Source organism: Hydrogenophaga sp. ZJX-1, from assembly GCF_048590325.1.
Lineage (GTDB): Bacteria > Pseudomonadota > Gammaproteobacteria > Burkholderiales > Burkholderiaceae_C > Hydrogenophaga.
In genome coordinates this window covers 126,106-147,619 of sequence record NZ_JBMBRA010000007.1, presented here as the reverse complement: position 1 = coordinate 147,619, position 21,514 = coordinate 126,106, and the positions used below count along the sequence as shown (strand labels likewise).

General features: G+C 65.8%; 21 protein-coding genes. 7 read left to right on the top strand and 14 right to left on the bottom strand.

Going from position 1 to position 21,514, the window contains the following annotated elements:
* Positions 1–43: 43 nt before the first annotated feature.
* Genes ACN5W5_RS19475 through phnG form a run of 8 tightly spaced genes read right to left on the bottom strand, consistent with a single transcriptional unit; the run spans position 44 to position 6,326 of the window.
* Complete coding sequence (locus ACN5W5_RS19475) at positions 44–1,213, bottom strand: alpha-D-ribose 1-methylphosphonate 5-triphosphate diphosphatase (protein ID WP_420050114.1); 1,170 nt, start codon at positions 1,211–1,213, stop codon at positions 44–46.
* A complete protein-coding gene (gene phnL / locus ACN5W5_RS19470) occupies positions 1,210–1,926 on the bottom strand; it encodes a phosphonate C-P lyase system protein PhnL (protein ID WP_420050113.1) in 717 nt (238 codons plus the stop codon). The genes ACN5W5_RS19475 and phnL overlap by 4 nt, the downstream gene beginning before the upstream one ends.
* Positions 1,923–2,708 carry a phosphonate C-P lyase system protein PhnK gene (gene phnK, locus ACN5W5_RS19465; protein WP_420050112.1) on the bottom strand — a complete coding sequence of 262 codons (786 nt, stop codon included), beginning with the start codon at positions 2,706–2,708 and terminating at the stop codon, positions 1,923–1,925. Before phnK ends, phnL begins: the two co-directional genes overlap by 4 nt.
* Position 2,709: 1 nt before the next feature.
* Complete coding sequence (locus ACN5W5_RS19460) at positions 2,710–3,162, bottom strand: GNAT family N-acetyltransferase (RefSeq protein ID WP_420050111.1); 453 nt, start codon at positions 3,160–3,162, stop codon at positions 2,710–2,712.
* Complete coding sequence (locus ACN5W5_RS19455; RefSeq protein WP_420050110.1) at positions 3,159–4,061, bottom strand: alpha-D-ribose 1-methylphosphonate 5-phosphate C-P-lyase PhnJ; 903 nt, start codon at positions 4,059–4,061, stop codon at positions 3,159–3,161. The genes ACN5W5_RS19460 and ACN5W5_RS19455 overlap by 4 nt, the downstream gene beginning before the upstream one ends.
* The gene (locus ACN5W5_RS19450; RefSeq protein ID WP_420050109.1) at positions 4,058–5,167 is read right to left on the bottom strand and encodes a carbon-phosphorus lyase complex subunit PhnI; all 1,110 of its coding nucleotides are present in this window, start codon (positions 5,165–5,167) and stop codon (positions 4,058–4,060) included. Before ACN5W5_RS19450 ends, ACN5W5_RS19455 begins: the two co-directional genes overlap by 4 nt.
* A 2-nt stretch (positions 5,168–5,169) precedes the next feature.
* The gene (gene phnH, locus ACN5W5_RS19445) at positions 5,170–5,808 is read right to left on the bottom strand and encodes a phosphonate C-P lyase system protein PhnH (RefSeq protein WP_420050108.1); all 639 of its coding nucleotides are present in this window, start codon (positions 5,806–5,808) and stop codon (positions 5,170–5,172) included.
* The gene (gene phnG / locus ACN5W5_RS19440) at positions 5,808–6,326 is read right to left on the bottom strand and encodes a phosphonate C-P lyase system protein PhnG (RefSeq protein ID WP_420050107.1); all 519 of its coding nucleotides are present in this window, start codon (positions 6,324–6,326) and stop codon (positions 5,808–5,810) included. Before phnG ends, phnH begins: the two co-directional genes overlap by 1 nt.
* Before the next feature lie 75 nt (positions 6,327–6,401).
* Here phnG and phnF point away from each other — a divergent pair, with 75 nt between their 5' ends.
* Genes phnF through ACN5W5_RS19420 form a run of 4 tightly spaced genes read left to right on the top strand, consistent with a single transcriptional unit; the run spans position 6,402 to position 9,130 of the window.
* A complete protein-coding gene (gene phnF, locus ACN5W5_RS19435; RefSeq protein WP_420050106.1) occupies positions 6,402–7,163 on the top strand; it encodes a phosphonate metabolism transcriptional regulator PhnF in 762 nt (253 codons plus the stop codon).
* The gene (locus tag ACN5W5_RS19430; RefSeq protein WP_420050105.1) at positions 7,153–7,869 is read left to right on the top strand and encodes a DUF1045 domain-containing protein; all 717 of its coding nucleotides are present in this window, start codon (positions 7,153–7,155) and stop codon (positions 7,867–7,869) included. The genes phnF and ACN5W5_RS19430 overlap by 11 nt, the downstream gene beginning before the upstream one ends.
* Positions 7,866–8,420 (top strand): phosphonate metabolism protein/1,5-bisphosphokinase (PRPP-forming) PhnN, encoded by a 555-nt coding sequence (gene phnN, locus ACN5W5_RS19425; protein WP_420050104.1) that lies wholly within the window; start codon positions 7,866–7,868, stop codon positions 8,418–8,420. Before ACN5W5_RS19430 ends, phnN begins: the two co-directional genes overlap by 4 nt.
* Positions 8,417–9,130, top strand: a complete 714-nt coding sequence (locus ACN5W5_RS19420; RefSeq protein ID WP_420050103.1) for a DapH/DapD/GlmU-related protein — start codon at positions 8,417–8,419, stop codon at positions 9,128–9,130. Before phnN ends, ACN5W5_RS19420 begins: the two co-directional genes overlap by 4 nt.
* Positions 9,131–9,279: 149 nt before the next feature.
* Here ACN5W5_RS19420 and ACN5W5_RS19415 read toward each other — a convergent pair whose 3' ends face one another.
* From ACN5W5_RS19415 to ACN5W5_RS19405, 3 genes are all read right to left on the bottom strand, one after another.
* Positions 9,280–9,621, bottom strand: a complete 342-nt coding sequence (locus ACN5W5_RS19415; RefSeq protein ID WP_420050201.1) for a TOBE domain-containing protein — start codon at positions 9,619–9,621, stop codon at positions 9,280–9,282.
* 67 nt (positions 9,622–9,688) lie between these two features.
* Entirely contained in the window at positions 9,689–10,078 is a 390-nt protein-coding gene (locus ACN5W5_RS19410) for a carboxymuconolactone decarboxylase family protein (RefSeq protein ID WP_420050102.1), read from the bottom strand.
* Positions 10,014–10,484, bottom strand: coding sequence for a MerR family transcriptional regulator (locus ACN5W5_RS19405; protein ID WP_420050101.1), 471 nt, complete (start codon positions 10,482–10,484; stop codon positions 10,014–10,016). The genes ACN5W5_RS19410 and ACN5W5_RS19405 overlap by 65 nt, the downstream gene beginning before the upstream one ends.
* 134 nt (positions 10,485–10,618) lie before the next feature.
* Here ACN5W5_RS19405 and ACN5W5_RS19400 point away from each other — a divergent pair, with 134 nt between their 5' ends.
* Both ACN5W5_RS19400 and ACN5W5_RS19395 read left to right on the top strand, forming a co-directional pair.
* On the top strand, positions 10,619–12,835 hold the full coding sequence (locus ACN5W5_RS19400; protein WP_420050100.1) for an esterase-like activity of phytase family protein: 2,217 nt from the start codon (positions 10,619–10,621) through the stop codon (positions 12,833–12,835).
* 167 nt (positions 12,836–13,002) lie between these two features.
* Complete coding sequence (locus ACN5W5_RS19395; protein ID WP_420050099.1) at positions 13,003–13,971, top strand: porin; 969 nt, start codon at positions 13,003–13,005, stop codon at positions 13,969–13,971.
* 179 nt (positions 13,972–14,150) lie between these two features.
* On the opposite strand, the gene ACN5W5_RS19390 is transcribed toward ACN5W5_RS19395, so the two are convergent.
* Genes ACN5W5_RS19390 through ACN5W5_RS19380 form a run of 3 tightly spaced genes read right to left on the bottom strand, consistent with a single transcriptional unit; the run spans position 14,151 to position 19,170 of the window.
* Positions 14,151–14,654: an acetone carboxylase subunit gamma gene (locus tag ACN5W5_RS19390; protein WP_420050098.1), complete on the bottom strand. Its 504-nt coding sequence runs from the start codon at positions 14,652–14,654 to the stop codon at positions 14,151–14,153.
* A gap of 35 nt (positions 14,655–14,689) precedes the next feature.
* Complete coding sequence (locus ACN5W5_RS19385) at positions 14,690–17,014, bottom strand: hydantoinase B/oxoprolinase family protein (RefSeq protein WP_420050097.1); 2,325 nt, start codon at positions 17,012–17,014, stop codon at positions 14,690–14,692.
* Positions 17,015–17,025: 11 nt separating this feature from the next.
* Positions 17,026–19,170 carry a hydantoinase/oxoprolinase family protein gene (locus ACN5W5_RS19380; RefSeq protein WP_420050096.1) on the bottom strand — a complete coding sequence of 715 codons (2,145 nt, stop codon included), beginning with the start codon at positions 19,168–19,170 and terminating at the stop codon, positions 17,026–17,028.
* Positions 19,171–19,525: 355 nt separating this feature from the next.
* On the opposite strand from ACN5W5_RS19380, the gene ACN5W5_RS19375 reads away from it, so the two are divergent.
* Positions 19,526–21,514, top strand: coding sequence for a sigma-54-dependent Fis family transcriptional regulator (locus ACN5W5_RS19375; protein WP_420050095.1), 1,989 nt, complete (start codon positions 19,526–19,528; stop codon positions 21,512–21,514).

Sequence of the window (21,514 nt, the reverse complement as noted above, 5' to 3'; positions counted from 1 at the left end):
TCGCGTTGTGACAGTCGTTTGACGGTTCACGGAAGATTGCAAGTCAGAGCACCCTCTGACCTTCTCTCCAGACCGCGCGCACGACCCCGTGGCGCAACCCGTTGGGCATGTTCACCACACGCACCTGGACCAGGTCGGCGCGCAGGCCGGGCTCGATGGCGCCTCGGTCATCCAGACCGGTGGCGCGGGCCGGGTTGCGGCTGACGATGGCCACGGCCTCGGGCAGGCTCAGGATCTCATCGGCCACCAGCCGCAGCACCGCGCTGAGCAGGCTGCCCGGCACGTAGTCGCTGGAGAGGATGTCGAGCAGGCCGTGGCGCGCCAGGTCGGCCGCGGCCACGTTGCCCGAATGCGAGCCGCCGCGCACCACGTTGGGACCGCCCATCACCGTCAACAAGCCGTGCTCGCGCGCGGCCCGCGCAGCCGCCATCGTGGTCGGGAACTCGGACAGGCTGGCGCCTTCGGCATGCGCCTGCTCCACATGGGCGACGGTGGTGTCGTCGTGGCTGGCCAGCGCGATGCCGTGTTCGCGGCAATAGTCCACGAAGTAGTCGCGGTGCGGCTCGGCGTACTGGGCCTGCAGGCGCTCGGCGTGTGCCACCTGGTGCTCGAACTTTTCCTGGCTCCAGCCCTTCTTGCCGGTGTAGTAGATCCGGGCGTGTTCGATGTTTTCCCACTGGCGCTGGCCCGGCGTGTGGTCCATCAGCGAGATCAGCGACAGGCGCTGGTGGCCGTGGAAGGGCTGGAACAGGTCGATGGTGTTGTGCGCCGGCAGTTCGCAGCGCACGTGCAGGTGGTGGTCGGCGCGCAGCACGTTCTCGGTCGTGCAGGCGTCCAGCGTCTGCAGCACCGCGTCCCACGCCGTGCCACGCAGGCTCTCGTGGTCGGCGTCGCCCACACCCAGCGCGTCGAAGACGGTGGTGATGCCGGCGGCGGCGATCTCGGCGTCGTGGGCCAGCAGCGCCGGCATCTCGGCCCACTGCACCTTGGGACGCGGCATCAGGTGGCGTTCGAAGTTGTCGGTGTGCACCTCGATGAAGCCAGGCATGAGGTAGTCGCCCTCCAGGTCGATGGCCTGTGGCAGCGAACTGTTGCTGGCGCCGAAACCGGCGATGCGGCCGGCCTCCACCGACAGGCTGCCGGCCTGCACTTCATCAGGCAGCACCATGCGGGCGTTCTTGAACACGACGGGTGGGTTCACGGTGTGATTCATGGGGCGCTCCTGAAATCACCGACGTTGATGCGCCGCGTGGCCACGGCATCGCCCACATGGGCGTCGTGAAAGATGCCAACCAGCGCGGCGCCGCGCGCGGCGGCTTCCTGGATCAGCTCGATCACGGTGCCGGTGTTGGCCGCGTCCAGCGAGGCGGTGGGCTCGTCCAGCAGCATCAGCGGCCGGGGCTTGATCATGTTGCGTGCGATGTTCACGCGCTGCTGCTCGCCGCCGGAAAACGTGGCCGGTGGCAAGGCCCACAGGCGCTCGGGGATGCGCAGCCGGGTGAGCCAGGCGCGCGCCTGCTCGCGTGCGGCCTCCAGCGCCGCCGGGTCGTCACCACTGTCTTCCACCAGCGGCTCGGCCACCACGTCCAGCGCCGACACGCGAGGAATCACGCGCAGGAACTGGCTCACGTAGCCGATGCTCTCGCGGCGCAGCCGCACCAGCTCGCGCGGCGAGGCCTCGGTCACCTCCACCGGCGCGCTGCCCGGGGGCGCCACCGTGATGCGGCCTTCGGTGGCGCGGTAGTTGGCGTAGATGAGCTTGAGCAGCGTGCTCTTGCCCATGCCGGACGGGCCGTCGAGCACCAGGCATTCGCCGGGGCGCACCTCCAGATCGACGTTGTGCAGCACCGAGAGTTCGGCGCCGTTCTGGTGGTGCAGGGTGAAGCGCTTGGCCACCCCTTTCATCTGAAGCAGGGGTGGGTTCATGGTTGCAGTACCGATGAGACGAGGAGCTGGGTGTAGGGGTGTTGCGGGTCGTCGAGCACCTGGTCGGTGAGGCCGGCTTCGACCACGCGGCCGCGTTGCATCACCATCATGCGGTGGGCCAGCAGGCGGGCCACGGCGAGGTCGTGCGTGACGATGATCGCGGCGAGCTGCATCTGGCGCGTGAGCTGGCGCATCAGGTCGAGCAGGCGGGCCTGCACCGACACGTCCAGCCCCGAGGTGGGCTCGTCCATGAAAATCAGGCGCGGCTGCGTGACCAGGTTGCGCGCGATCTGCAGGCGCTGGCGCATGCCGCCGGAGAAGGTGCGCGGTGCATCGTCGATGCGGATCGGGTCGATCTCGACGCGCTGCAGCCATTCTTCGGCGGTGCAGCGCAGCCGCCCGTAGTGGCGCTCGCCCAGGCCCATCAGGCGTTCGCCCACGTTGGCACCGGCCGACACGTCCATGCGCAGGCCATCGGCCGCGTTCTGGTGCACAAAGCCCCAGTCGGTGCGCGCCAGCAAGCGTTGCTGTGCCTGCGACATGCCGTGCACGTCCTGCAGCAGGCCGTCGCGGCCCAGGAATTCGACACTGCCGGCGTCGGGCGTGGTGCGCGCGGCGATGGCGTTGAGCAGGGTGGTCTTGCCCGAACCGGACTCGCCCACCACGGCCAGCACCTCGCCCGGCCAGAGATCGAAGGACGCCTCGTGCAGCGCGACACGGTCGCCGTAGCGCTTGGCCACGCCGCGCACGCGCAGCAAGGGGGTTGAAGAAGAGGGTTTCATTTCAAGTCTCAATCACAAAACTCAGGCCGTGGCGCTGGAAGCCGAGGGATTCGTAGAAGGCGTGTGCGGCCTGGCGTTTGGCGTTCGACGACAGGGCCAGCTTGTAACAACCGGCGGCGCGGGCCTGTTCGATGGCGTGCGCCATCAGCTGGCGACCAATGCCACGGCCCTGGCGTTGCGGGTGCACGACCACGTCTTCGACGATGGCCGAGGGTGCGCCGCAGTGCGCGAGGTTGTGCATCACCAGCAAGGCGTAGGTGGCGATCACGCTGTCGGGAAACGCGGGCTCGCAGGCGACGAAGAGCCGGTAGCTGGGGTAGCGCGCAAACTGCTGGAACACCTCGCGCGCCTGCGCCAAGGAAAGCACGGCGTCGTTGTCCAGTCCCGACTGCCCGTACAGCGCCAGCACGCCGGGGAGATCGGCTTCGGTGGCTTCGCGGATCTGCAGGCTCATGAACCCTCCCTTGCTGCCGGCTGGCGCGACTGGCAATAGTCCGAATCCGAGCACACGTGCATGCGTGCGCCGGCGTCGTCGGTGATCACCTCGTCAAGGAAGGAATCGGTGGCGCCGCACAGGGCACAGGCGGCGTCCCAGCGCTGCACCTCGAACGGGTGGTCCTCGAAGCTGAGGCTCTCCACCGGCGTGTACGGCGGCACGGCGTAGATGCGCTTCTCGCGACCTGCGCCAAAGAGCTGCAGGGCGGGGTTCATGTGCATCTTGGGGTTGTCGAACTTCGGGATCGGCGACGGCGCCATCACGTAGCGGCCGTTGACCAGCACCGGGTAGTCGTAGGTGGTGGCGATGTGGCCGTAGCGCGCGATGTCTTCGTAGAGCTTCACGTGCATGAGGCCATATTCAGCCAGGCCGTGCAGGGTGCGGGTCTCGGTCTCGCGCGGCTCCAGGCGCTGCATGGGTTCGGGCACCGGCACCTGGTAGACCAGCACCTGGCCTTCCGCCAGCGGGATCTCGGGAATGCGGTGGCGCGTCTGGATCAGCGTCGCCTCGGTGGTGCGCGTGGTGGTGGCCACGCCGGTGGTGCGCTGGAAGAAGCGCCGGATGTTGACCGCGTTGACGGTGTCGTCAGAACCCTGGTCGATCACCTTCAGGGTGTCGTCCGGCCCGATCACCGAGGCGGTGACCTGGATGCCACCGGTGCCCCAGCCGTAGGGCAGCGGCATCTCGCGCGAGCCGAACGGCACCTGGTAACCGGGAACGGCCACGGCCTTCAGGATGGCGCGGCGGATCATGCGCTTGGTGCGCTCGTCGAGGTAGGCGAAGTTGACCTCGGCCGCGCGTTCGACGGACGGCTCGGGCAGGCGCTCCAGCGCCACGGCTTCATAGGGTGCGTTCATGCGGCGTCCTCTTCTTCGGGGATGGGCTGTGTGGCGGACACGGTGCGCATCTTGCGCACCAGCTCCAGCTCGGCCTGGAAGTCCACGTAGTGCGGCAGCTTCAGGTGCTGCACAAAGCCCGAGGCTTCCAGGCTGTCGCTGTGCGAGAGCACGAACTCCTGCATCTGCGCCGGCGACGTCACGGCCTCGCCGAGTTCGTCGGCGCGCAGGGCGCGGTCCACCAGGCTCATGGCCATGGCCTTGCGCTCGCTGTGACCAAAGGCCAGGCCGTAGCCGCGCGTGAACTGCGGTGGCTCGGTCTTGCTGCCTGCGAACTGGTTGACCATCTCGCACTCGGTCAGCTCCATGTCGCCGATGGAGATGGCAAAGCCCAGCTCTTCGGGCACGATCTCCACCGCCACCTGCCCAAGCCGGATTTCGCCGACGAAGGGGTGCGAGTTCGCATAACCGCGCTGGGTCGAATAGGCCATGGCGAGCAGGAAACCCTCGTCACCGCGCGCCAGGTTCTGCAGCCGCGTGGCGCGGTCGGCCGGGAAGCGCAGCGGTTCGCGCGTCAGGTCCACCGGTGCCGGGTCGCCCGGCGGCACCGGGCGGGTCTCGATCAGGCCTTCCTGGTTCAGCAGGTCCACCACGCGCGGCGTGGCCTCGGACTGGGCGCTGCCCGCTGCGGCCGCGTCACCCGACACCACCGGTGCGCCGCTGGCCAGCAGGGTGAAGTCGAGCAGACGCTGGGTGTAGTCGTAGGTGGGGCCGAGCACCTGGCCACCGGGCAGGTCCTTGAAGGTGGCCGAGATGCGGCGCTCCAGCGCCATGCGCGCGGTGTCCAGCGCGCAGGTGGTGCCCAGGCGCGGCAGCGTGGCGCGGTAGGCGCGCAGCAGGAAGATGGCTTCGACCAGATCGCCCGAGGCCTGCTTGATGGCCAGCGCGGCGAGCTCGGGGTCGTACACCGAACCTTCGGTCATGACACGGTCCACCGCCAGCTTGAGCTGCTCGCGGATCTGCGCCACGCCGAGCTCGGGCTGGGCCGGGTCGCCACGGCGCTGGTCGGCCAGCAGGCGGTAGCTGTTGAGGATGGCGGTTTCTCCGCCCTTGACGGCAACGTACATGGTCAGGCCTCCAGAGCGGTGTGGGTGTGGATGCGCGTGGTGCGCGGCAGGCCCACGAGCTGGTCGCGGGTGGCGAGGAACAGGTCGACACCGCGCGGGAAGCCGGCGTGGTTGAGCGCCCATTGCGCGGCAAAGTCGTCGGGCAGGCCGGTCACGCCGAGCAGCGCCTGCTCGCGGATGCCGGGACCGCTCAGCGTCCAGTGCTGCGCATCGGCATCTGCATCGACATCGGCGGACAGGGAACCCACATCAACCACGCAGGTGGCCGACTGCTCGGGGCATTCGTCGCTGCCCTGGCGCAGGCTCTGCAAAGCGGGCAGCGGGTCGCCAGCGCCCACCCAGACGAACTGGGCCTGCGCCGCGTGCGCCACCAGCTGGCAGCCGGTGTGAAAGCGCAACCACATCGCCACATCGCTGTCGCGCAGCGAGGGTGACAGCCAGAGACCACAGTCGGCGTCGAGCATGGCGAGCAGGAACACCGCCGCGGCGGCATTGCCGTGGCGCGGCAGCTCGGCGTCGTGCGCCACGGAGATGCAGCGGCCGGGGTGCGACAGGGCCTGCAGGGCCGAGCGGAACACCGCCTGGCTGCCGAAGGCCTCGTGGGAAAAACCGGCGCCCACCAAAGACAGATCGTGGGCCATCAAGCGCCCTCCTCTTCGTCGTCGGCACCGCCCGACTCGCGCGCCACGGTGAAGAATTCCACCTTGGTGCTCTGCACACGTTGCTGGCGTTGCACCTGCTGATGCGCCAGGTGTTCGCGCACCGGCTGCAGCAGTTGCACATCGAGAACGGTCTGCTGTGACGGGTCCTGCAACAGGGCATCGGCCAGTGCCGCGAGCTGCGCATGGCGGTGTGAGCGGCCCATCACATAGGCCACGCCCACCGGGGCCTGCTGGGTGGCGCCGGGCAGGCGCAGTGCGCAGCGGGTCACGGTGACTTCGCCGAGGTTGAAACGCTCGCCGGTGCCGCCCGCGCGGCCCTGCACCATCATCAGGCCGGTCTCGGGTGCGCGCATCCAGCGCGGTGCTGTCGCGCTGTGGGGCGCCAGCGCGGCTTCGAGCACCGGCATCGGTGCGCGCGCCAGCAGGGCCATCCAGTCAGGCCTTGTCAGCGGTGATTTCGGCCGGTTCGGCGCCGAACTGTCAAATGCGTGAAACATGTCCGTGGTACCTTTTAAGACGTCTAGACAAATTGAATCCAGGCCCCGAGCGTAGAGCCACCAAATGTCCCTTTCATGACAAAACTCCTGACCCTTGCAACATCCCTCCCGGACACGCCCCGCGAAAGCCAGAGCTTCTGGGCGCGCATCGCCAACGAACTCGCCGAAGCCATCGCGCGGGGCGTGTACGAGCCGGGCCAGCGCCTGCCCTCGGAGCACGTGCTGGCCGAGCAGTACGGCGTCAACCGCCACACCATCCGCCGCTCGCTGGCCAGCATGTGCCAGAAGGGGCTGGTGCGCATCACGCAGGGCAGCGGCACCTACGTCGAAGACTTCGCGGTGGACCTGATCATTGGCAAGCGCACGCGCCACCGCCAGAACATGGCGCAGGCTGGTCTGCAAGGGCGTTTCGAAGTGCAGGACGCCCAGCGCACCCGCGCCACCGCCGCGATGGCGCAAGCCCTGCAGCTGCCTGCGCGCGGCCCGGTGTTGCGCCTGCAGGTGCTGGGGGTGGGTGCCGGCCAGCCGCTGCACGTGAGCGACCGCGTGTTTCCCCTCCCCCGCTTCGACCGGCTGGAGGCGGTGTTGCGCGAGACCGGCTCCATCACCGACGCCTTCACCGCCCATGGCGTGACGGACTACACCCGGAAAGAAAGCCGCATCACGGCGCAGCTGCCGAGCCCGGAAGTGGCGGCCTTGCTCAAGCAACCGGTCAACCGGCCGGTGCTGTTCGTGACCAGCGTGAACGTCGACGGCGCGGGCGTGCCGATCGAATTCGCCAGCACCTGGTTCGCGGGCGACCGCGTCAAACTCACGGTGACCCACGATGACCGTTGACCTCAGCAACGCCCACCGCTTTGCGGTCTACTTCGCGCCCGCGACAGACTCGGCCTGGTGGGCCGCGGGCAGCGGCTGGCTGGGCCGTTGTGCGGCCACGAACGACGCGCTGCCCCAGCCCACCATCGACGGCATCGCGCCCGAGCTGCAGCGGCAACTGACCGCCGATCCGCGGCGCTACGGCTGGCACGCCACGTTGAAGGCACCCTTTTCGCTCGACGAGGGCGTGGGCCTGGACGGCCTGCGCAACGCCCTGCAGACGCTGGCCGCGACGTTCAGCCCTTTCGATCTGCCCCCGCTGCGCGTGCGCCGGCTGGGCGGTTTTCTGGCCTTGTGCGCCGACGGCGACCCGGACGCCATCAACGCCGTGGCCCGCGCCTGCGTCACCGGCCTGCAAACGCTGGCGGCGCCGCTGTCGTCGGACGAGCTGGCACGCCGCCGCCGCAAGGGCGCGCTGTCGATCCAGGAAGACGCGCTGCTGGTGCGCTGGGGCTATCCCTATGTGCTCGACCGCTACCGTTTCCACCTCTCGCTGACCGGCGATCTGGACGGCGTGGCACTCGATACCGTGCAGCGGCTCGAACGCGCCGCGCGGGACACGTTCGAGCGCCTGCCCCCCTGCCGCTTCGACAGTCTGGCGCTGTATGCCGAGCCCGCGCCGGGCGCGGATTTTGTACTGCTCGAACGCATGGGGTTCACAGGATGAGCCGGCGCCTGGTCTACGTGGTCGGGCCGTCGGGCGCCGGCAAGGACAGCGTGCTCGCCTGGTTGCGCCACCACCTGCCACCCAGCCCGGCGGTCCACTGGGCGCGGCGCACGATCACGCGGCCGGCCCGCGCCGGCGACGAGGTGCACGAAGCGGTGGACCCGCCGCAGTTCCTCGCGCTGCGCGAGCGCGGCGCCTTTGCGCTCGCCTGGCAGGCCAACGGCCTGCACTACGGCGTGCGTGCCAGCGAGCTGGCGCCCATCGAACACGGCGGCTGGGTGCTGGTCAACGGATCGCGCGCCCACCTCGACCCCACCCGCAGCCGCTTCCCCGGGCTCACCGTGGTGCACATCACCGCCCGCCCGGACACTTTGCGCCAGCGCCTGCTGGGGCGGGGCCGCGAAAGCGCGGCCGAGGTGGAAGCGCGCATCCAGCGCACCCAGACCCTCCAGCTGCCGCACGCCCTGCAGGTGCAGAACGACGGCGCGCTCGACGACGCCGGGCACCAGCTGCTGAACCACCTTCAAACCCTGCCCGGATGGCCTGCATGAGCGCAGCGCCGGGCCGTTCCCAAGCCAGCTCGCACCGCAGCCCACAGGGCGAAGGCAATCCCATGAACTACACCCACATACCGTCTTTCAATGTTGAAGCGACCCGCATGCTGTCGGAAGCGCCCAGCATCGCCCCCACCGCGGTCATCAAGGACTGCCGCTTCGGCCGCTACACCGATGTGGGCGACCATGCGCGCCTGGCCGACAGCCTGCTCGACGACTATTCGTACATGGACCGCGGCTGCGACATCATGTCGGCCGACATCGGCAAGTTCAGCAACATCGCATCCATGGTGCGCATCAACCCGGGCTTTCACCCGGTGGAACGCCCGACCCTGCACCACTTCACCTACCGCCGCTTCAAATACGGCATGGCGCCCGAGGACGACGCGAACTTCTTCGAATGGCGCCGCCGACAGCGCGTGCACATCGGCCACGACACCTGGATCGGTCACGGCGCGGTGATCATGCCGGGCGTGCGCATCGGCAACGGTGCGGTGGTCGGCAGCAACACCGTGGTCACCAAAGACGTGCCGGCCTACGCCATCGTCGCCGGTGCGCCGGCCAAGGTCATCCGGCAGCGCTTCCCGGCCCCGATCGCGGCCGCCATCGAATCCACCACCTGGTGGGACTGGGACCACGCCACCCTGACCGAGCGCATGGACGATTTCTGCGACCTGCGGAGGTTTCTGGCGAAGAACGCCGCATGACGACCCACTCCGGTCATGTCCACGCACCGGGCACCGCCCATGGAGACGGGCTTTCACACCAACGTCATGTTTTTGTCATCAAACGCGGCGCCACCGCCGGTATGCTCGGCCCTAGGGCATACCCTGAGGCCTTTGGTATGCCAGCCGATTCACAAACCGTTGAGAGAGAGCGAGGTCCCATGATTGCCCTGAAAAAAGCCCGCAAGCTGATCGAGAACCACGCCGGCAAACCGAAGGCAGATATCCTGTCCCGGCTGGTGCTGGCGCTGGAATCGGAAGTGCCGTTCCTGCTGTCGGACCTGTATCGGCTGGACTACGACGACTTCAACCTCGCCATGGAGATCATGGCCGAGTGGCGCCTGGACCGTTACTACACCAGCAAGGCCGTGCTGCTGGACCTGTCGATGCAGGTGAGCCAGCAACAGGAACAAGCCAGGGGAGCGCTGCCCCAGGCCGCCTGAATCCCCGGCGGCTTGCGCCGGAACAGCCACACCCGCCCACAAACCCCTGCCCGTGTTCGCCGGCAGGGGTTTTTTTGCGCTCAGGCCATCGCCCAGTTCATTCGCCGCCGCACTCTGCAAACACTTCCTTGGCCACAGCGAGTCCGTTCAAGGCCGCCGGGAATCCGGCATAGACCGCCATTTGCATGATGGTCTCGACGACTTCCGTGCGTGTCGCCCCCACGTTGAGCGCCCCCTGGATATGCACTTTGAGTTGGGGTGCCGCATGACCCAATGCGGTCAGCGCGGCGACGACCGCAATTTCCCGGCTCTTCAGGTCGAGACCCGGTCGGGAGTAGATGTCTCCAAAGGGAAATTCGATCAGGTAGCGGGCAAAGTCGGGGGCGATACCGTCCAGACTTTCCAGCACACGGTCACCGGCTTCACCGTCGATTTCCCGCAGCTTTTCGAGTCCGCGTTCGTAGCGGTTCTGGGTGTTCATCAACATCGTCAACACGTCCTTCATGAGAGAGTGAACCCGGCGCCAGGGACTTCTCGAACGAGCGGTAGTGCTCGATCTTTGCTTGCAGCGCTTGCGCAGATTGACGCATCGCCTCGATGCCTGAAAGCACATCGGTCAGGTGTGCTTCCAGCATCTGGCGGCGATCCGGCACCGTCGAGTCCCCAACGCCACGCAGTTTTGCGAACGCCTGCATCTTGCCGATGGGCATCTTCGTCGTCCGCAGCCGCAGCAGGAATCCGATCCAGGCCATGTCTGTAGCCGCGTAGCGTCGTTGCCCACCGGCGGCACGGGCGACAGGCGCAATCAAGCCAATGCGCTCGTAATACCGCAGGGTGTGGGCCGTCAGGCCTGTTCGCCTGGCTGCTTCGTCAATGCTCAGAGGGGATTCCATGGGGTGATCCTAGAAGTTGGAGCGCACTCGAAGTCAACCACTTTATCGGGCATGGCTTGTGACGTCTTCGGGTCACAGCCATGACACATGCGAAACGTAGGCTGCGAGGTTCTGTTCCTCGCTCACCATTTCCCATGAACACACTTCGCTTCTGCACCCTGACCGCGGCGCTGGCCGCTTCCTTCGCCTTCACCTCACTGGCCCAGGCGGCGCCGTCGGCCGGTCGCTTTGCCATGGTCCACCACCTGCCCGTGGACGGCGTGGCCGAGATCGTGGCCGCCACGCCCGACGGCATGACCCTGGTCTACACCAGCGCCGACGCCGGCGTGCTGGGCATGGTCGACATCACCAGGCCCGAGCAACCGGTGCTGCTGCCGCGCGTGGACGTGCGGCTGATGGGCGTGGGCGAACCAACCTCGGTCACGATCTCGCCCGACGGGCGTTTCGCCGTGGTCGCGGTGCGCCTGGGTGACGACGTGGCGAATGCGCGCCGCGGTCTGGTGCGCGTGTACGACATTCGCCAGCCCGCCGCGGTGAAGCACGTCAAGGACATCACCGTGGGCATCGGCCCCGATTCGCTGGCGCTGACGGGCCAGGGCCGCACGCTGCGCGCCGTGGTGGCGATCGAAGACGAAGAAACCGATGCCGAGGGCGACGCCACGCTGGGCGGCCAGCGCCCCGGTCGCATCGACGTGGTCGGTCTGCAGGACCTGTATGGCGGTACCAGCAGCGGTGTGCAGTCGATCGAACTGGTGCAGGCACTGCAGACCGTGCCCGGCATCGTCTACCCGAACGACCCGCAACCCGAATTCGTTTCAATCGATGAGCGTGCCCGGAAGGCGGTGGTCTCGCTGCAGGAGAACAACGCGGTCGCCCTCATCGATCTGAGTCACCCGCGGCGTGCGCGCCTGGAGCGCGTGTTCTCCATCGGCACGGTGACCCGCAACGGCAACGCCGACCTGAAGAAGGACAAGGAAGTCGCGTTCAAGGACAGCTTCACCGCGCGCCGCGAGGCCGATGCGGTGGCCTGGGTGGCCCCCGGCGTGTTCGCCACCGCCAACGAAGGCGACGGCAAGAAGGACAAGAACGGCGTGCTGCCTGGCGCACGCGGCTTCACGCTGATGAACACCCGCGGCGAAGTGGTCTACGAGACCGGTGAACACACCGAGCTGCACGCCCTCGCGCATGGCCACTACCCGGACGGGCGCTCGGCATCCAAGGGCGTGGAGATGGAATCCGTGACGGCCGGCCGCTTCGGCGGCAGGCCCCACCTGCTGGTCGGTTCGGAGCGGGGTTCCTTCGTCGAGGTCTACCGCCTGGACGATCCGAAGCAGCCGCAGTTTGTGCAACTGCTGCCCACCGGGATGTCGCCAGAGGGTCTGACCACGGTGACGAAACGCCGCGACGGCCAGCAGCTGTTCGTGACAGCGAACGAAAAAGAAAACTCGCTCAACATCTACCGCTTCCATGCGCGGGGCATGCCAGCCGGCGCTGCCGAACCGCAACTGGTGGCGAAGGACGCGGGCCGGCCCTGGGGCGCGCTCTCGGGCCTGAGCACCGATGGCACACACCTCTACGCCGTGCCCGACAACGCCTTCGGCCAGTCGCGCATCTTCCGCATCGACCCGACCGATGCGGCGCAGGGACGTTTGACCCTGGACCAGGTGACCCTGCTCACCGAGGCCGACGGCCAAGCGCTGAAGGTGGACCCCGAAGGCCTCGCCAAGGTGGCCGATGGTTTCTGGATCGCCTCGGAAGGCAAGACCGTTGCCGACAACGAGCTCATCAAGGTGAACATGGCCGGCGTGGTGCAGCAGCGCGTGAAGCTGCCCGCCAGCGTGCAGGCCAGGTTCGCCAGCCCCAAGACCAGCACCGGCTACGAGGGCGTGACCGCCAGCGCCGACGGCCAGACGCTCTACATGGCGGTGCAGCGCGGCTTTGACCTGAACAAACCCCAGGCCGCCATCCTGAAGCTGCACCTGCCCACCAACACCTGGACCACGGCGCTCTATCCGCTGGAGCAGCACAGCAAGGACGCGAAGAAATACTGGATGGGCCTGTCCGAAATCCAGCTCACGGACGACGGCCGCCTGCTGCTGCTCGAACGCGACAAGGGCGGTGGCGAAGGCCAGGCCATCAACGCCGAAGTCAAACGCATCTACAGCGTGAAAGCCGCCGACGTGACCGAAGGCGCCGTGCTCGCCAAGACCCTGGTGCGCGACCTGCGCAAGGACTTCAACTACGTGCAGGAAAAGGCCGAAGGCATGGTGGTCTTCAAGGGCGCGCTCTGGGTCGTCAACGACAACGACGGCGCCGGCTGGACGCGCTGGGTCAATGCCGGCAGACCCTGAAAAATGTTTGTTGTTGCATTGCAACAATGAGAGCAAACCCGGCTTGTGTCACAGAGCTTTTATGGTCATTCGATGAAATACACACACCTGCTTGCAAATGGCAACGGGTGTGGAAGCCGGCGGTCTCTCGCTGGCTTCCCATTCACCAAACCTCTGGAGAAAATTCAATGAAAAAGAGCCTCATCGCTCTGGCCGTGCTGGCCGCTTCGGGCGCCACCATGGCGCAATCTTCCGTCACCCTCTACGGCCGCGCCGACGTGGGCGTGGGCTCCGAAAAAGTCGACGGCGACAGCACCACCAAAATGATCAACGGTGGCCTGACCACCTCGCGCTGGGGCCTGCGTGGCACCGAAGACCTGGGCGGCGGCCTCAAGGCCCATTTCAAGTTCGAGCAGCGCCTGGACCTGAGCACCGGTGAAGTGCAATCGCCTTCGTTCAAGGGCGAAGCGAGCATGGGCCTGATGGGTGGTTTCGGCAAGCTGACCCTGGGTCGCGGCTACACCGTCTACGACGACGCGCGCGCTCTGTCTGTCAGCAACTCCGTGTTCGACTCGTCCTTCACCCCTGCGGGCAACGGCGTGTTCAAGTCGGGTGGCGACTACGCGAGCCGCGCCAACAGCCAGATCCGCTACGACCTGCCGAGCATGGGCGGCGTTTACGGCGGCCTGTCCTACGCCTTCGACCAGAAGGCCGACGTGGACAGCACGATCACGGCCTTGCTGCTGGGTTACAAGAACGGCCCGATGAACTTCGCGCTGGGTTACCAGAACCAGAAGGAAACCGAGGACAAGTACCTGCAACTGGCCGGTGCCTATGACCTGGGCGCAGCCGCTCTCTCGATCGGCTACAACACCCGCTCGGGCACGGATGCCAAAGGCGACGACACCGAGCTGACCCTGGGTGTGAACGTGCCCGTGGGCGCCTTCGACTTCTCGGTGGGCTACGCCACGAGCAAGACCGAAATCGGCGGCGGCACCAGCGCCAAGGCCAGCGGCCTGGGCCTGGGTGCCACCTACAAGATGTCCAAGCGCACCAAGCTGTACGCCGGTCTGCGTGACATCGAGAACAAGGACGGCGCTGGCAACAAGACGGGCGAGAACCGCCTGTACGCCGTGGGCGTGCGCCACGACTTCTGATGTGACTTGAAACGGCGTGCCTCGCGCACGCCGCGGCAGTTGCCAGGTTGCGCGGAGACATCAGTCAATCAGAGACCGCGTGATTTTTTTAGCCGCGACAGGCTGTGCCTGTCGCGGCTTTTTTGTCGCCTGGCCGTTGCAAACCAAAATCACGCTGGCTTGCCCGTTGCCAGCGGCTGTCAGTCGGCCCGCTCAGGCACCGGCAGATGCACCCATTCCTTGTAGAAGGCCTCGATGTCCGGCTCGAAGTCGTGGATCACCGGGTACCACGGGGTCGGTGCCTCGACATCGTGCAGCGTGCCGCAAGTCGGGCAGTAGTACTCGCGGTACACCTGCCACTGGGTATCCGCCGCCATCAGCTTCGGGTACACCTCGGTCATCGCCTCCTCGGTGTCGCGCACGTAGATCGCCGCGTGCAGCTTCCAGTTTTCTTTGTAGCCGCAGAACTCGTGGCCACAGTCGCACTTGATGAGCCACTGCTTGGTCTTGGCCGACTGCACGATGTACATGTGCGGCGCCAGTGGCAGCACGATGCGGTCCTTGAAGCGGACCTTGGCCTGCAGGGCCGCGACGTACTGCTCGAAGCGGCTGTTGTCCTTGGGCATCGACAGCATGCGGAAGGTGGTTTCCCAGTCCAGCGTGCCTTCGACCAGATGTGAAACCTGTTCATTGGTGTATGACATGTTTGTCTCCTTGATTCAGATGGTGGGTTGTCGGCTTACTCTTCGACCTGGACGACGGTCTTCACGTCGGGCATCAGCGAGAGGTCCATGCGGTGCTTGGAGCCATAGGTCGGCACGCCCAGCTCCTCCTCCAGCAACTGCCAGTCGGCCGGCAGGGTCCAGAAGTCCTTGAACTCCTGGGTGAACTTTTCGGACAGGGCGAAGCTGGTGGCGAACATGTGCTGGACCTGGACGGACGCATGCTTGTTGATGATGCGTTCGCGCTCTTCCTTCATCCACTCCCGGGTCGGCAGGGCACGGGCCAGGCGCTCCTTGCGCATGGCCAAACGCCGGGCCTGGGTCTTGGCGGCGTCAATGACAAACACACCCTTGGCATCCTGCGTGAACACCGCGCCATAGACCTTCTGCGCATATTCCGGCAGCAGGAACTTCTGGTTGAGGTCGTTCTCGATGGCCTTGACGTCACGATCGATCGGATCGCCGAAGCCCGGGCCGCCCCGCAGGTAGTTCAGGTACAGGTCGTGGTTGTCATAGCAGTCCTCGGTCGTCATGCACTGCTTGTCGCGCTTGACCACAGCGGTCGCATCGAGGTGGCGCTCGTAGTCGGGCGCGCTGGGATCGATGTCGCCACCGAGCGGCAGCGAGTCGCCGATGGCGATGCGCTCCTTGAGGCCGGTCTTGTGCGCTTCGAAGCGGTAGCCGGTGGCCGACGGGTAGCCGCCCATCATGCCCCAGTCGCTGTTCATGTAGCCATTGCCCATGAAGAACATCGTCCAGTCCTGGGCGTTCCAGACCATGCGCAGGGTTTCGAAACCACAACCGCCACGGTACTTGCCGTAGCCGCCGGAGTTGGATTTGACGTTGCGCCCCAGGTAGAGCAGCGGCTCGGCCATTTCCCAGATCTCGATGTCGCCCATGTCGCCTTCCGGGTTCCAGATGGCGGCGGCATGGTTCAGACCGTCCTTGACGGCGCAGGCACCGGTGCCACAGGATGAGGCTTCGAAGCTGTTGACCGCGTGGATCTCCCCGTCCTGGTTGATGCCGCCACCCTGCAGCCAGTTCGAGGTGTTGGCGTTGCCGGCATTGACCTCTTCCAGATAGCCGCGGCTGAAGTAGGACTGGCTCAGGCCGCGCCACAGCGCCGCCCAGCCGGAGACCAGGAAGTGCCAGGCGTAGGCGTGGCCGGTGCGGCGGTCGTCCGGGTTGCACCAGGTGCCCTTGGGCAGGTGGAACTCGGTGGCGAAGTAGGCGCCGTCGTTGATGCGCTGGGTCGGCACCAGGGTCTGCGACATCATCACCCAGATGCCCGAGGTGAAGGCCACCTGGTGGGCATTGAAGGTGTGCCAGCCCCAGCGGCTGGCGCCTTCGAAGTCGAGCCGCCACTTGCCGTCCGGCTTGATGGTCATCTCGACCGGCGAGTGCATGATCGAGTCGAGCTTGGCGAAGGCGTTGGACACCTGGATGTCCTCGTGCTTGAACGGCACATCGACGAAAGAGACCTTGCGGTATTTGCCCGGCAGGGTCATCGCCTTGATCCGGCTCATCAGGCCACGGCGCCCTTCTTCGATCACTTCTCCCGAGAACTTCTCGTAAGCCTCCAGGCCGTCGGCCCGGATCACTTCTTCGACCAGCTCGCGGATCATGTGGCAGCCGGCGATCCGGGTCTTCTCGTCGAGGATCCAGTATTTCGGCGTGCGCACCGAGCGCTGCGATTCGTGCAGCCAGTCGCGCAGCGGCTCGTCGTTGATACCGGTCTTGCGGCAGGTGATCATGTAGCCGTCGCCGAAACGCTGCGTCTGGCCGGTGGACATGGAACCCGGCGTCACGGCGCCGGTGTCGATGACGTGGGTGACGCCGCCGACCCAGCCGATCAGCTTGCCGGCCCAGAAGATCGGCACGATGGTGGCGATGTCGCAGGGGTGCACGTTGCCGATGGCGCAGTCATTGGTGGTGAACATGTCGCCCGGGTTGATCGTCGGATTGGCTTCCCAGTTGTTCTCGATCATGTACTTGATCGCCGCGCCCATGGTGCCGACGTGGATGATGATCCCCGTCGAGGTCAGGATGCAGTCGCCGGCGGCGTTGTAGAGCGTGAAACAGAGTTCGCCTTCCTGCTCGACGATGGGGCTGGCGGCGATCTTTTTCGCCGTTTCCCGTGCATGGACCAGGCCGCCGCGCAGCTTGGAGAACAGCTTCTCGTAGCCGATCGGATCGCTGTCGCGGAATTCCAGTTTCTCCAGGCCGTTGTAGTAACCCGTCGACTGGGTGCGCTCGAGGATGGCATCGCGGTGCTGCTTGAGCGTCATGCCGCTGGCCAGCAGGCTGCTGATGCCGATTTCTTGGGTGCTCATCATGTTCATGGTGGGTCTCCTTACTTGACTTCTTTGAGATGGAACAGGCGGTGTTTGTCGATCGTGGTTTCGAAGCCGTCGGGTACGACGAAGGTCGTCGCATCGGATTCGATGATGGCGGGGCCGACGATGTGGTTGCCGGCCTTCAGCGATTCCATCTTCCACAGCGTCGCCTCGACCCATTTCTTGTGGCGGTAGAACGGCCGGGTGCCGAGACAGGCGTCCTTCGGCGGCGTCGGGCCGGCATCCGGGTCTTCCGGCAGCACCGGCTTCTGCGTCACGACCATGCCGCGCAGGATGGCGCCGGTGACCGAGAAACCCAGCTCTGGCGAGCGTGCGGAATTGGCGTAGACGCGGCCATAGGTGTTCTCGAAGGACTCGATGATCTGCTGCCAGTCGGCGGCGGTGGCTGCACGGGTCACCGGCGAGACGATTTCGAGGTCGTTGAGCTGACCCATGTACTGCATCTTGTAGCCGGGGATCAACAGCACGTCCTCAGCCTTGTAGCCATTGATGACGAACTCGTCGATGACCTTCGTCGCCAGTTCTTCCCAGGCTTCCTGCAGCGTGGCGCAGGCCGCCGCTTTCTGCTCGTCGCTGGCCAACTGGGCGACGCCCAGATCGACCGACTTGTCGTAGCGGTACTCGAAGTCGGCACAGGCGCAGCCGAAAGCCGAGAACCCTGCCGCCCAGGCCGGGACCACGACATCCTTGAAACCGACGCCTTCGGTGTAGCCATACGTATGCACAGGACCGGCGCCGCCGTAGGAGAAGCAGGTGAACTCGGCCGGGTTGTAGCCCTTGGCGCTGATGTTGGCGCGCAGGTATTCGGACAGCGTCAGGTCGAGCAGTTCGATGACGCCGGCCGCCGCGTCTTCGACCGACAGGCCGAGCGGGTCGGCGATCTGCGCCTTGATGTGGTCGCGGGCGCGCTGCACGTCGAGCTTGATGGCACCGCCGAGGAAATTCTCGGGGTTCAGGTAGCCGAGCACGACGTGGCAGTCGGAGACGGAGACGGTATCGAGGCCGCTTTCCGGCCAGCAGGTGCCGACGCGGTAGCCGGCACTGTCCGGGCCGAGCTTGATCGACTTGCTGTAGGGGTCGAGGCGGACGAAGCTGCCGGCGCCGGCGCCGACCGAATCCATTGCGACCAGCGGCAGCGAGAGGACCAGACGAGCCATATCGGGGTCGGACTTGATGGCGAAATTGCCCTTGGTGATCAGCGCCACGTCGAACGAGGTGCCGCCGATGTCGGAGCAGGCGATGTTCTCGTCGCCGAGGTATTCGCCGAGCAGCTTGGAGCCGATGACGCCGCCGATCGGACCGGAGACGATGGTGCGGGCCAGTTCCATGGCCTTCCAGCTGATCGTGCCGCCGTGCGTGGCCATGACCCGCAGGTCGAACTTGGCGCCGTGCTTCTTGAAGCGGTCGCTGACCTTCTTCAGCGTCTGGCGCGACGGTTCGGCGCCGTAGGCTTCGAGGATGGTCGTGTTCATCCGGTGGCTTTCCTTGCGCGATGGGTAGTAGTCCACCGAGGCGAAGACCGGGATGTCGGAGTTCAGCTTCTTCAATTCCTCGCGAACGATGTCGCGGGCGCGCTGCTCGCTGGTTTCGTTCTTGTGCGACTGCAGCAGGCAGATGACGATGGCCTGGGAGCCGGCCTCGACCAGCTCGTGGGTCGCCTGGCGCACTTCTTCTTCACGCAGCGGAATGACGATCTTGCCCTGCACGTCGGTGCGCTCTGCGACGCCGCGGGTGCGGGAAACCGGCACCAGCGGTTCGTCGTAACGGTGGGTGTTGAGGTGGATGCGATCTTCCAGGGCGTAGCCGAGATAGCTCTGCAGCGCCCGGCCCATCGAATGGATCTGCTCGAAGCCACGATTGCAGATCAGGCCGACGTCGAGGCCCTTGCGCATGAGGATGCGGTTGAGCATGGCCGTACCGGAATAGACGCAGGTCGCCAGTTCCGGATAGACGTCATCGACCTTGCGCCCCCAGTGTTCGAGCGCATCGACCGACGAGTTGTAGATGGCGAGCGATTCGTCGCCGGGATTGCTCTGCGCCTTGCCGACGACAAAGCGGCCGTCATCTCGAACGAAGAAGGTGTCGGTCATCGTGCCACCGGCATCGATGCCCATCACCTGTACGGTGGATTGCATTTGCATGTTGTCTCCTGGGTAGGTTTTGAGTGGGTCATCCCACGGCGACTTCATTGCAACGCGCGTGCCAGGGCCGGGCGCAGCTCAGCGTTTCAAAAAACGCCTTTCAATTCAAGTGCGTACGCTCCGTTTCCTGAGTTGCGTGGCGTCTGCGGTCGGTGTCTTTCACCGTCCGGATTCCTGACACCGCGTTGGATGTGTCCGGAATCCGGACGCTCCGAACCACCTTCGTTGGCGTTCCGGTTTGGCGCTCCGGTTCCAGGGCTCAGTAGTTGACCTGTTGACTTCGAAGTTCCGAGTGACTACGTTCACAAGACACTGCCTGTTTTGAACTGAACGCTTTCCTCTTTCAGTCCGCGTCATGCCCTTTTCCCAGCCTGGTTCCCTCATCCCCCGGATCGGTGACGAGCATCTGGTGGCCGCCGCATGGGAACGCTTCATGGAGGACCGGACCCTGCCGGTGAAGGGCCTGCGCAACGTCGTGTTCGACTCCTGGCAACGTTGTCGAACAGAAGCGGTGAATCCGGCCAACCACTGCGCTCCGGGGATCGCCACCGAGAACGTTCGCCAGCTCACCGAACAGAACCGAGACCTGTGTGATGTGGCTCGCCCCGTGCTGGACGGTCTGCGTGAGATCCTGCGGGAATGTGGCACCCTCTTCATGCTCAGCGACCCGAAGGGAACCATCCTGCAACTCGCTGGCGAGACCCGGGTCCGCAGCGCGGGTGAAGAGATCAACCTGGCGGTGGGTGGTCATTGGAACGAAGAGGTCATTGGCACCAATGCCATCGGTACCGCGATCGCGACATGCGCACCGGTTCAGATCTACGCCAGTGAACACTTCTGCCTGGACGTCAAACGCTGGACCTGCGCCGCCGCGCCCGTTCTTGACCCCGTCAGCCGATGCCTGCTCGGCGTGGTGAATGTGTCGGGCGTCAAGGAAACGTTTCATGGTCACACCCTGGGTCTGGTGATGACGGCAGCGAGACAGATCGAGAGCGAACTGACCCACCGTGAGGCCGCTCTGCAAAGCCAGCTCCTGAGCCGGTCACTGGAGTATTTCGGCCGGTATGGCAGCGATGGTCTTGCGCTGTGCGACCACCGCGGGCGCATCGTCCGCACCAGCAGCAACCTGCAGGCGGCACTGGAACTTCATGGCATACATCAGTGCCTGAAGGTGGGTGTTCCGTTGAGCGGCCTCAACCTGAATCAGCCGAAGACGGAGAGCCGAAGCCAGCGCCCGGGTTGGCTCAAAGCCGAATGGATGTGCCCGATCAAGGACCAGCACGGGGAGCTGGGCACGCTGCTGGTTGTTCCTGTGACCGACCGCAAGCTGTATTCCGCCTCACCGCCCCGACCCCTCAACGCCGTGCCGAAGGACGACGACGCGTTCGCCGAGATCATCGGCAACAGCGAGGTGTTGCAGGCCACGCGGGTGCGTGCCCGGCGCATGGCGGCTCTGGACCTGCCCGTGCTCCTGCTGGGAGAAACCGGCGTCGGCAAGGAAGTCTTTGCCCGGGCATTGCACCGTGCGGGTCGCCGGCCCGACGGTCCGCTGGTGGTCGTGAACTGTGGCGCCTTCAACCGCGAACTCCTGGCCAGCGAACTCTTTGGCTATGCCGAAGGGGCGTTCACGGGCGCACGGCGCAGCGGTCTGCCGGGCAAGTTCGAACAGGCCGACGGCGGCACGCTGTTCCTGGACGAAATCGGCGAAATGCCGCTCGACATGCAACCCCATCTGCTGCGCGTCCTGCAGGATGGCATCGTTGTCCGCCTGGGCGATACACGGGAGCGGCGCGTGTCCATGCGTTTGATTGCGGCGACCAACCGCGATCTGCAAAAGGAAGTGGCGCAAGGGCGCTTCCGTGAAGACCTGTACCACCGTCTCTGCGTTCTCAGCCTGCCCCTTCCCGCCTTGCGCGACCGTCCGGGCGACATTGAGACGATCGTCGAACACCTCAACCGCAGGCTGGCCGACAAGTACGGCTGTGCGCCCAAACAACTGGAAGCGTCCGTGCTCCAGGCATTCCACAACTACCGTTGGCCAGGCAACATTCGAGAACTGCAAAACGTATTCGAATCCACGTTCGCGCTCAGTGAAGGCCCTGTGATTGAACTGGCCGCGTTGCCACCGGCGATTGCTCAGGCACTGGCGTCACCCAACAGCGGCTCGGCTCCAGAGCTGACGGGAGGCAAGACCGGCAGGCTGGAAGATGTGGAAAGCCAGGCCATCCTGGATGCCGTTGGCCAGTCGCAGGGCAACATGACGGCCGCAGCACGAACGCTGGGCATTTCCAGAAGCACCTTGTACGTCAAGCTGGCCGCCATCCGATCCCATGCGGGTCAGTGA

What these genes read in the sequence shown, in the direction of transcription:
- ACN5W5_RS19475 (WP_420050114.1), bottom strand. Translation starts at nt 1,213, where the DNA reads ATGAATCACACCGTGAACCCACCCGTCGTGTTCAAGAACGCCCGCATG.
- phnL (WP_420050113.1), bottom strand. Translation starts at nt 1,926, where the DNA reads ATGAACCCACCCCTGCTTCAGATGAAAGGGGTGGCCAAGCGCTTCACC.
- phnK (WP_420050112.1), bottom strand. Translation starts at nt 2,708, where the DNA reads ATGAAACCCTCTTCTTCAACCCCCTTGCTGCGCGTGCGCGGCGTGGCC.
- ACN5W5_RS19460 (WP_420050111.1), bottom strand. Translation starts at nt 3,162, where the DNA reads ATGAGCCTGCAGATCCGCGAAGCCACCGAAGCCGATCTCCCCGGCGTG.
- ACN5W5_RS19455 (WP_420050110.1), bottom strand. Translation starts at nt 4,061, where the DNA reads ATGAACGCACCCTATGAAGCCGTGGCGCTGGAGCGCCTGCCCGAGCCG.
- ACN5W5_RS19450 (WP_420050109.1), bottom strand. Translation starts at nt 5,167, where the DNA reads ATGTACGTTGCCGTCAAGGGCGGAGAAACCGCCATCCTCAACAGCTAC.
- phnH (WP_420050108.1), bottom strand. Translation starts at nt 5,808, where the DNA reads ATGGCCCACGATCTGTCTTTGGTGGGCGCCGGTTTTTCCCACGAGGCC.
- phnG (WP_420050107.1), bottom strand. Translation starts at nt 6,326, where the DNA reads ATGTTTCACGCATTTGACAGTTCGGCGCCGAACCGGCCGAAATCACCG.
- phnF (WP_420050106.1), top strand. Translation starts at nt 6,402, where the DNA reads ATGACAAAACTCCTGACCCTTGCAACATCCCTCCCGGACACGCCCCGC.
- ACN5W5_RS19430 (WP_420050105.1), top strand. Translation starts at nt 7,153, where the DNA reads ATGACCGTTGACCTCAGCAACGCCCACCGCTTTGCGGTCTACTTCGCG.
- phnN (WP_420050104.1), top strand. Translation starts at nt 7,866, where the DNA reads ATGAGCCGGCGCCTGGTCTACGTGGTCGGGCCGTCGGGCGCCGGCAAG.
- ACN5W5_RS19420 (WP_420050103.1), top strand. Translation starts at nt 8,417, where the DNA reads ATGAGCGCAGCGCCGGGCCGTTCCCAAGCCAGCTCGCACCGCAGCCCA.
- ACN5W5_RS19410 (WP_420050102.1), bottom strand. Translation starts at nt 10,078, where the DNA reads ATGTTGATGAACACCCAGAACCGCTACGAACGCGGACTCGAAAAGCTG.
- ACN5W5_RS19405 (WP_420050101.1), bottom strand. Translation starts at nt 10,484, where the DNA reads ATGGAATCCCCTCTGAGCATTGACGAAGCAGCCAGGCGAACAGGCCTG.
- ACN5W5_RS19400 (WP_420050100.1), top strand. Translation starts at nt 10,619, where the DNA reads ATGAACACACTTCGCTTCTGCACCCTGACCGCGGCGCTGGCCGCTTCC.
- ACN5W5_RS19395 (WP_420050099.1), top strand. Translation starts at nt 13,003, where the DNA reads ATGAAAAAGAGCCTCATCGCTCTGGCCGTGCTGGCCGCTTCGGGCGCC.
- ACN5W5_RS19390 (WP_420050098.1), bottom strand. Translation starts at nt 14,654, where the DNA reads ATGTCATACACCAATGAACAGGTTTCACATCTGGTCGAAGGCACGCTG.
- ACN5W5_RS19385 (WP_420050097.1), bottom strand. Translation starts at nt 17,014, where the DNA reads ATGAACATGATGAGCACCCAAGAAATCGGCATCAGCAGCCTGCTGGCC.
- ACN5W5_RS19380 (WP_420050096.1), bottom strand. Translation starts at nt 19,170, where the DNA reads ATGCAAATGCAATCCACCGTACAGGTGATGGGCATCGATGCCGGTGGC.
- ACN5W5_RS19375 (WP_420050095.1), top strand. Translation starts at nt 19,526, where the DNA reads ATGCCCTTTTCCCAGCCTGGTTCCCTCATCCCCCGGATCGGTGACGAG.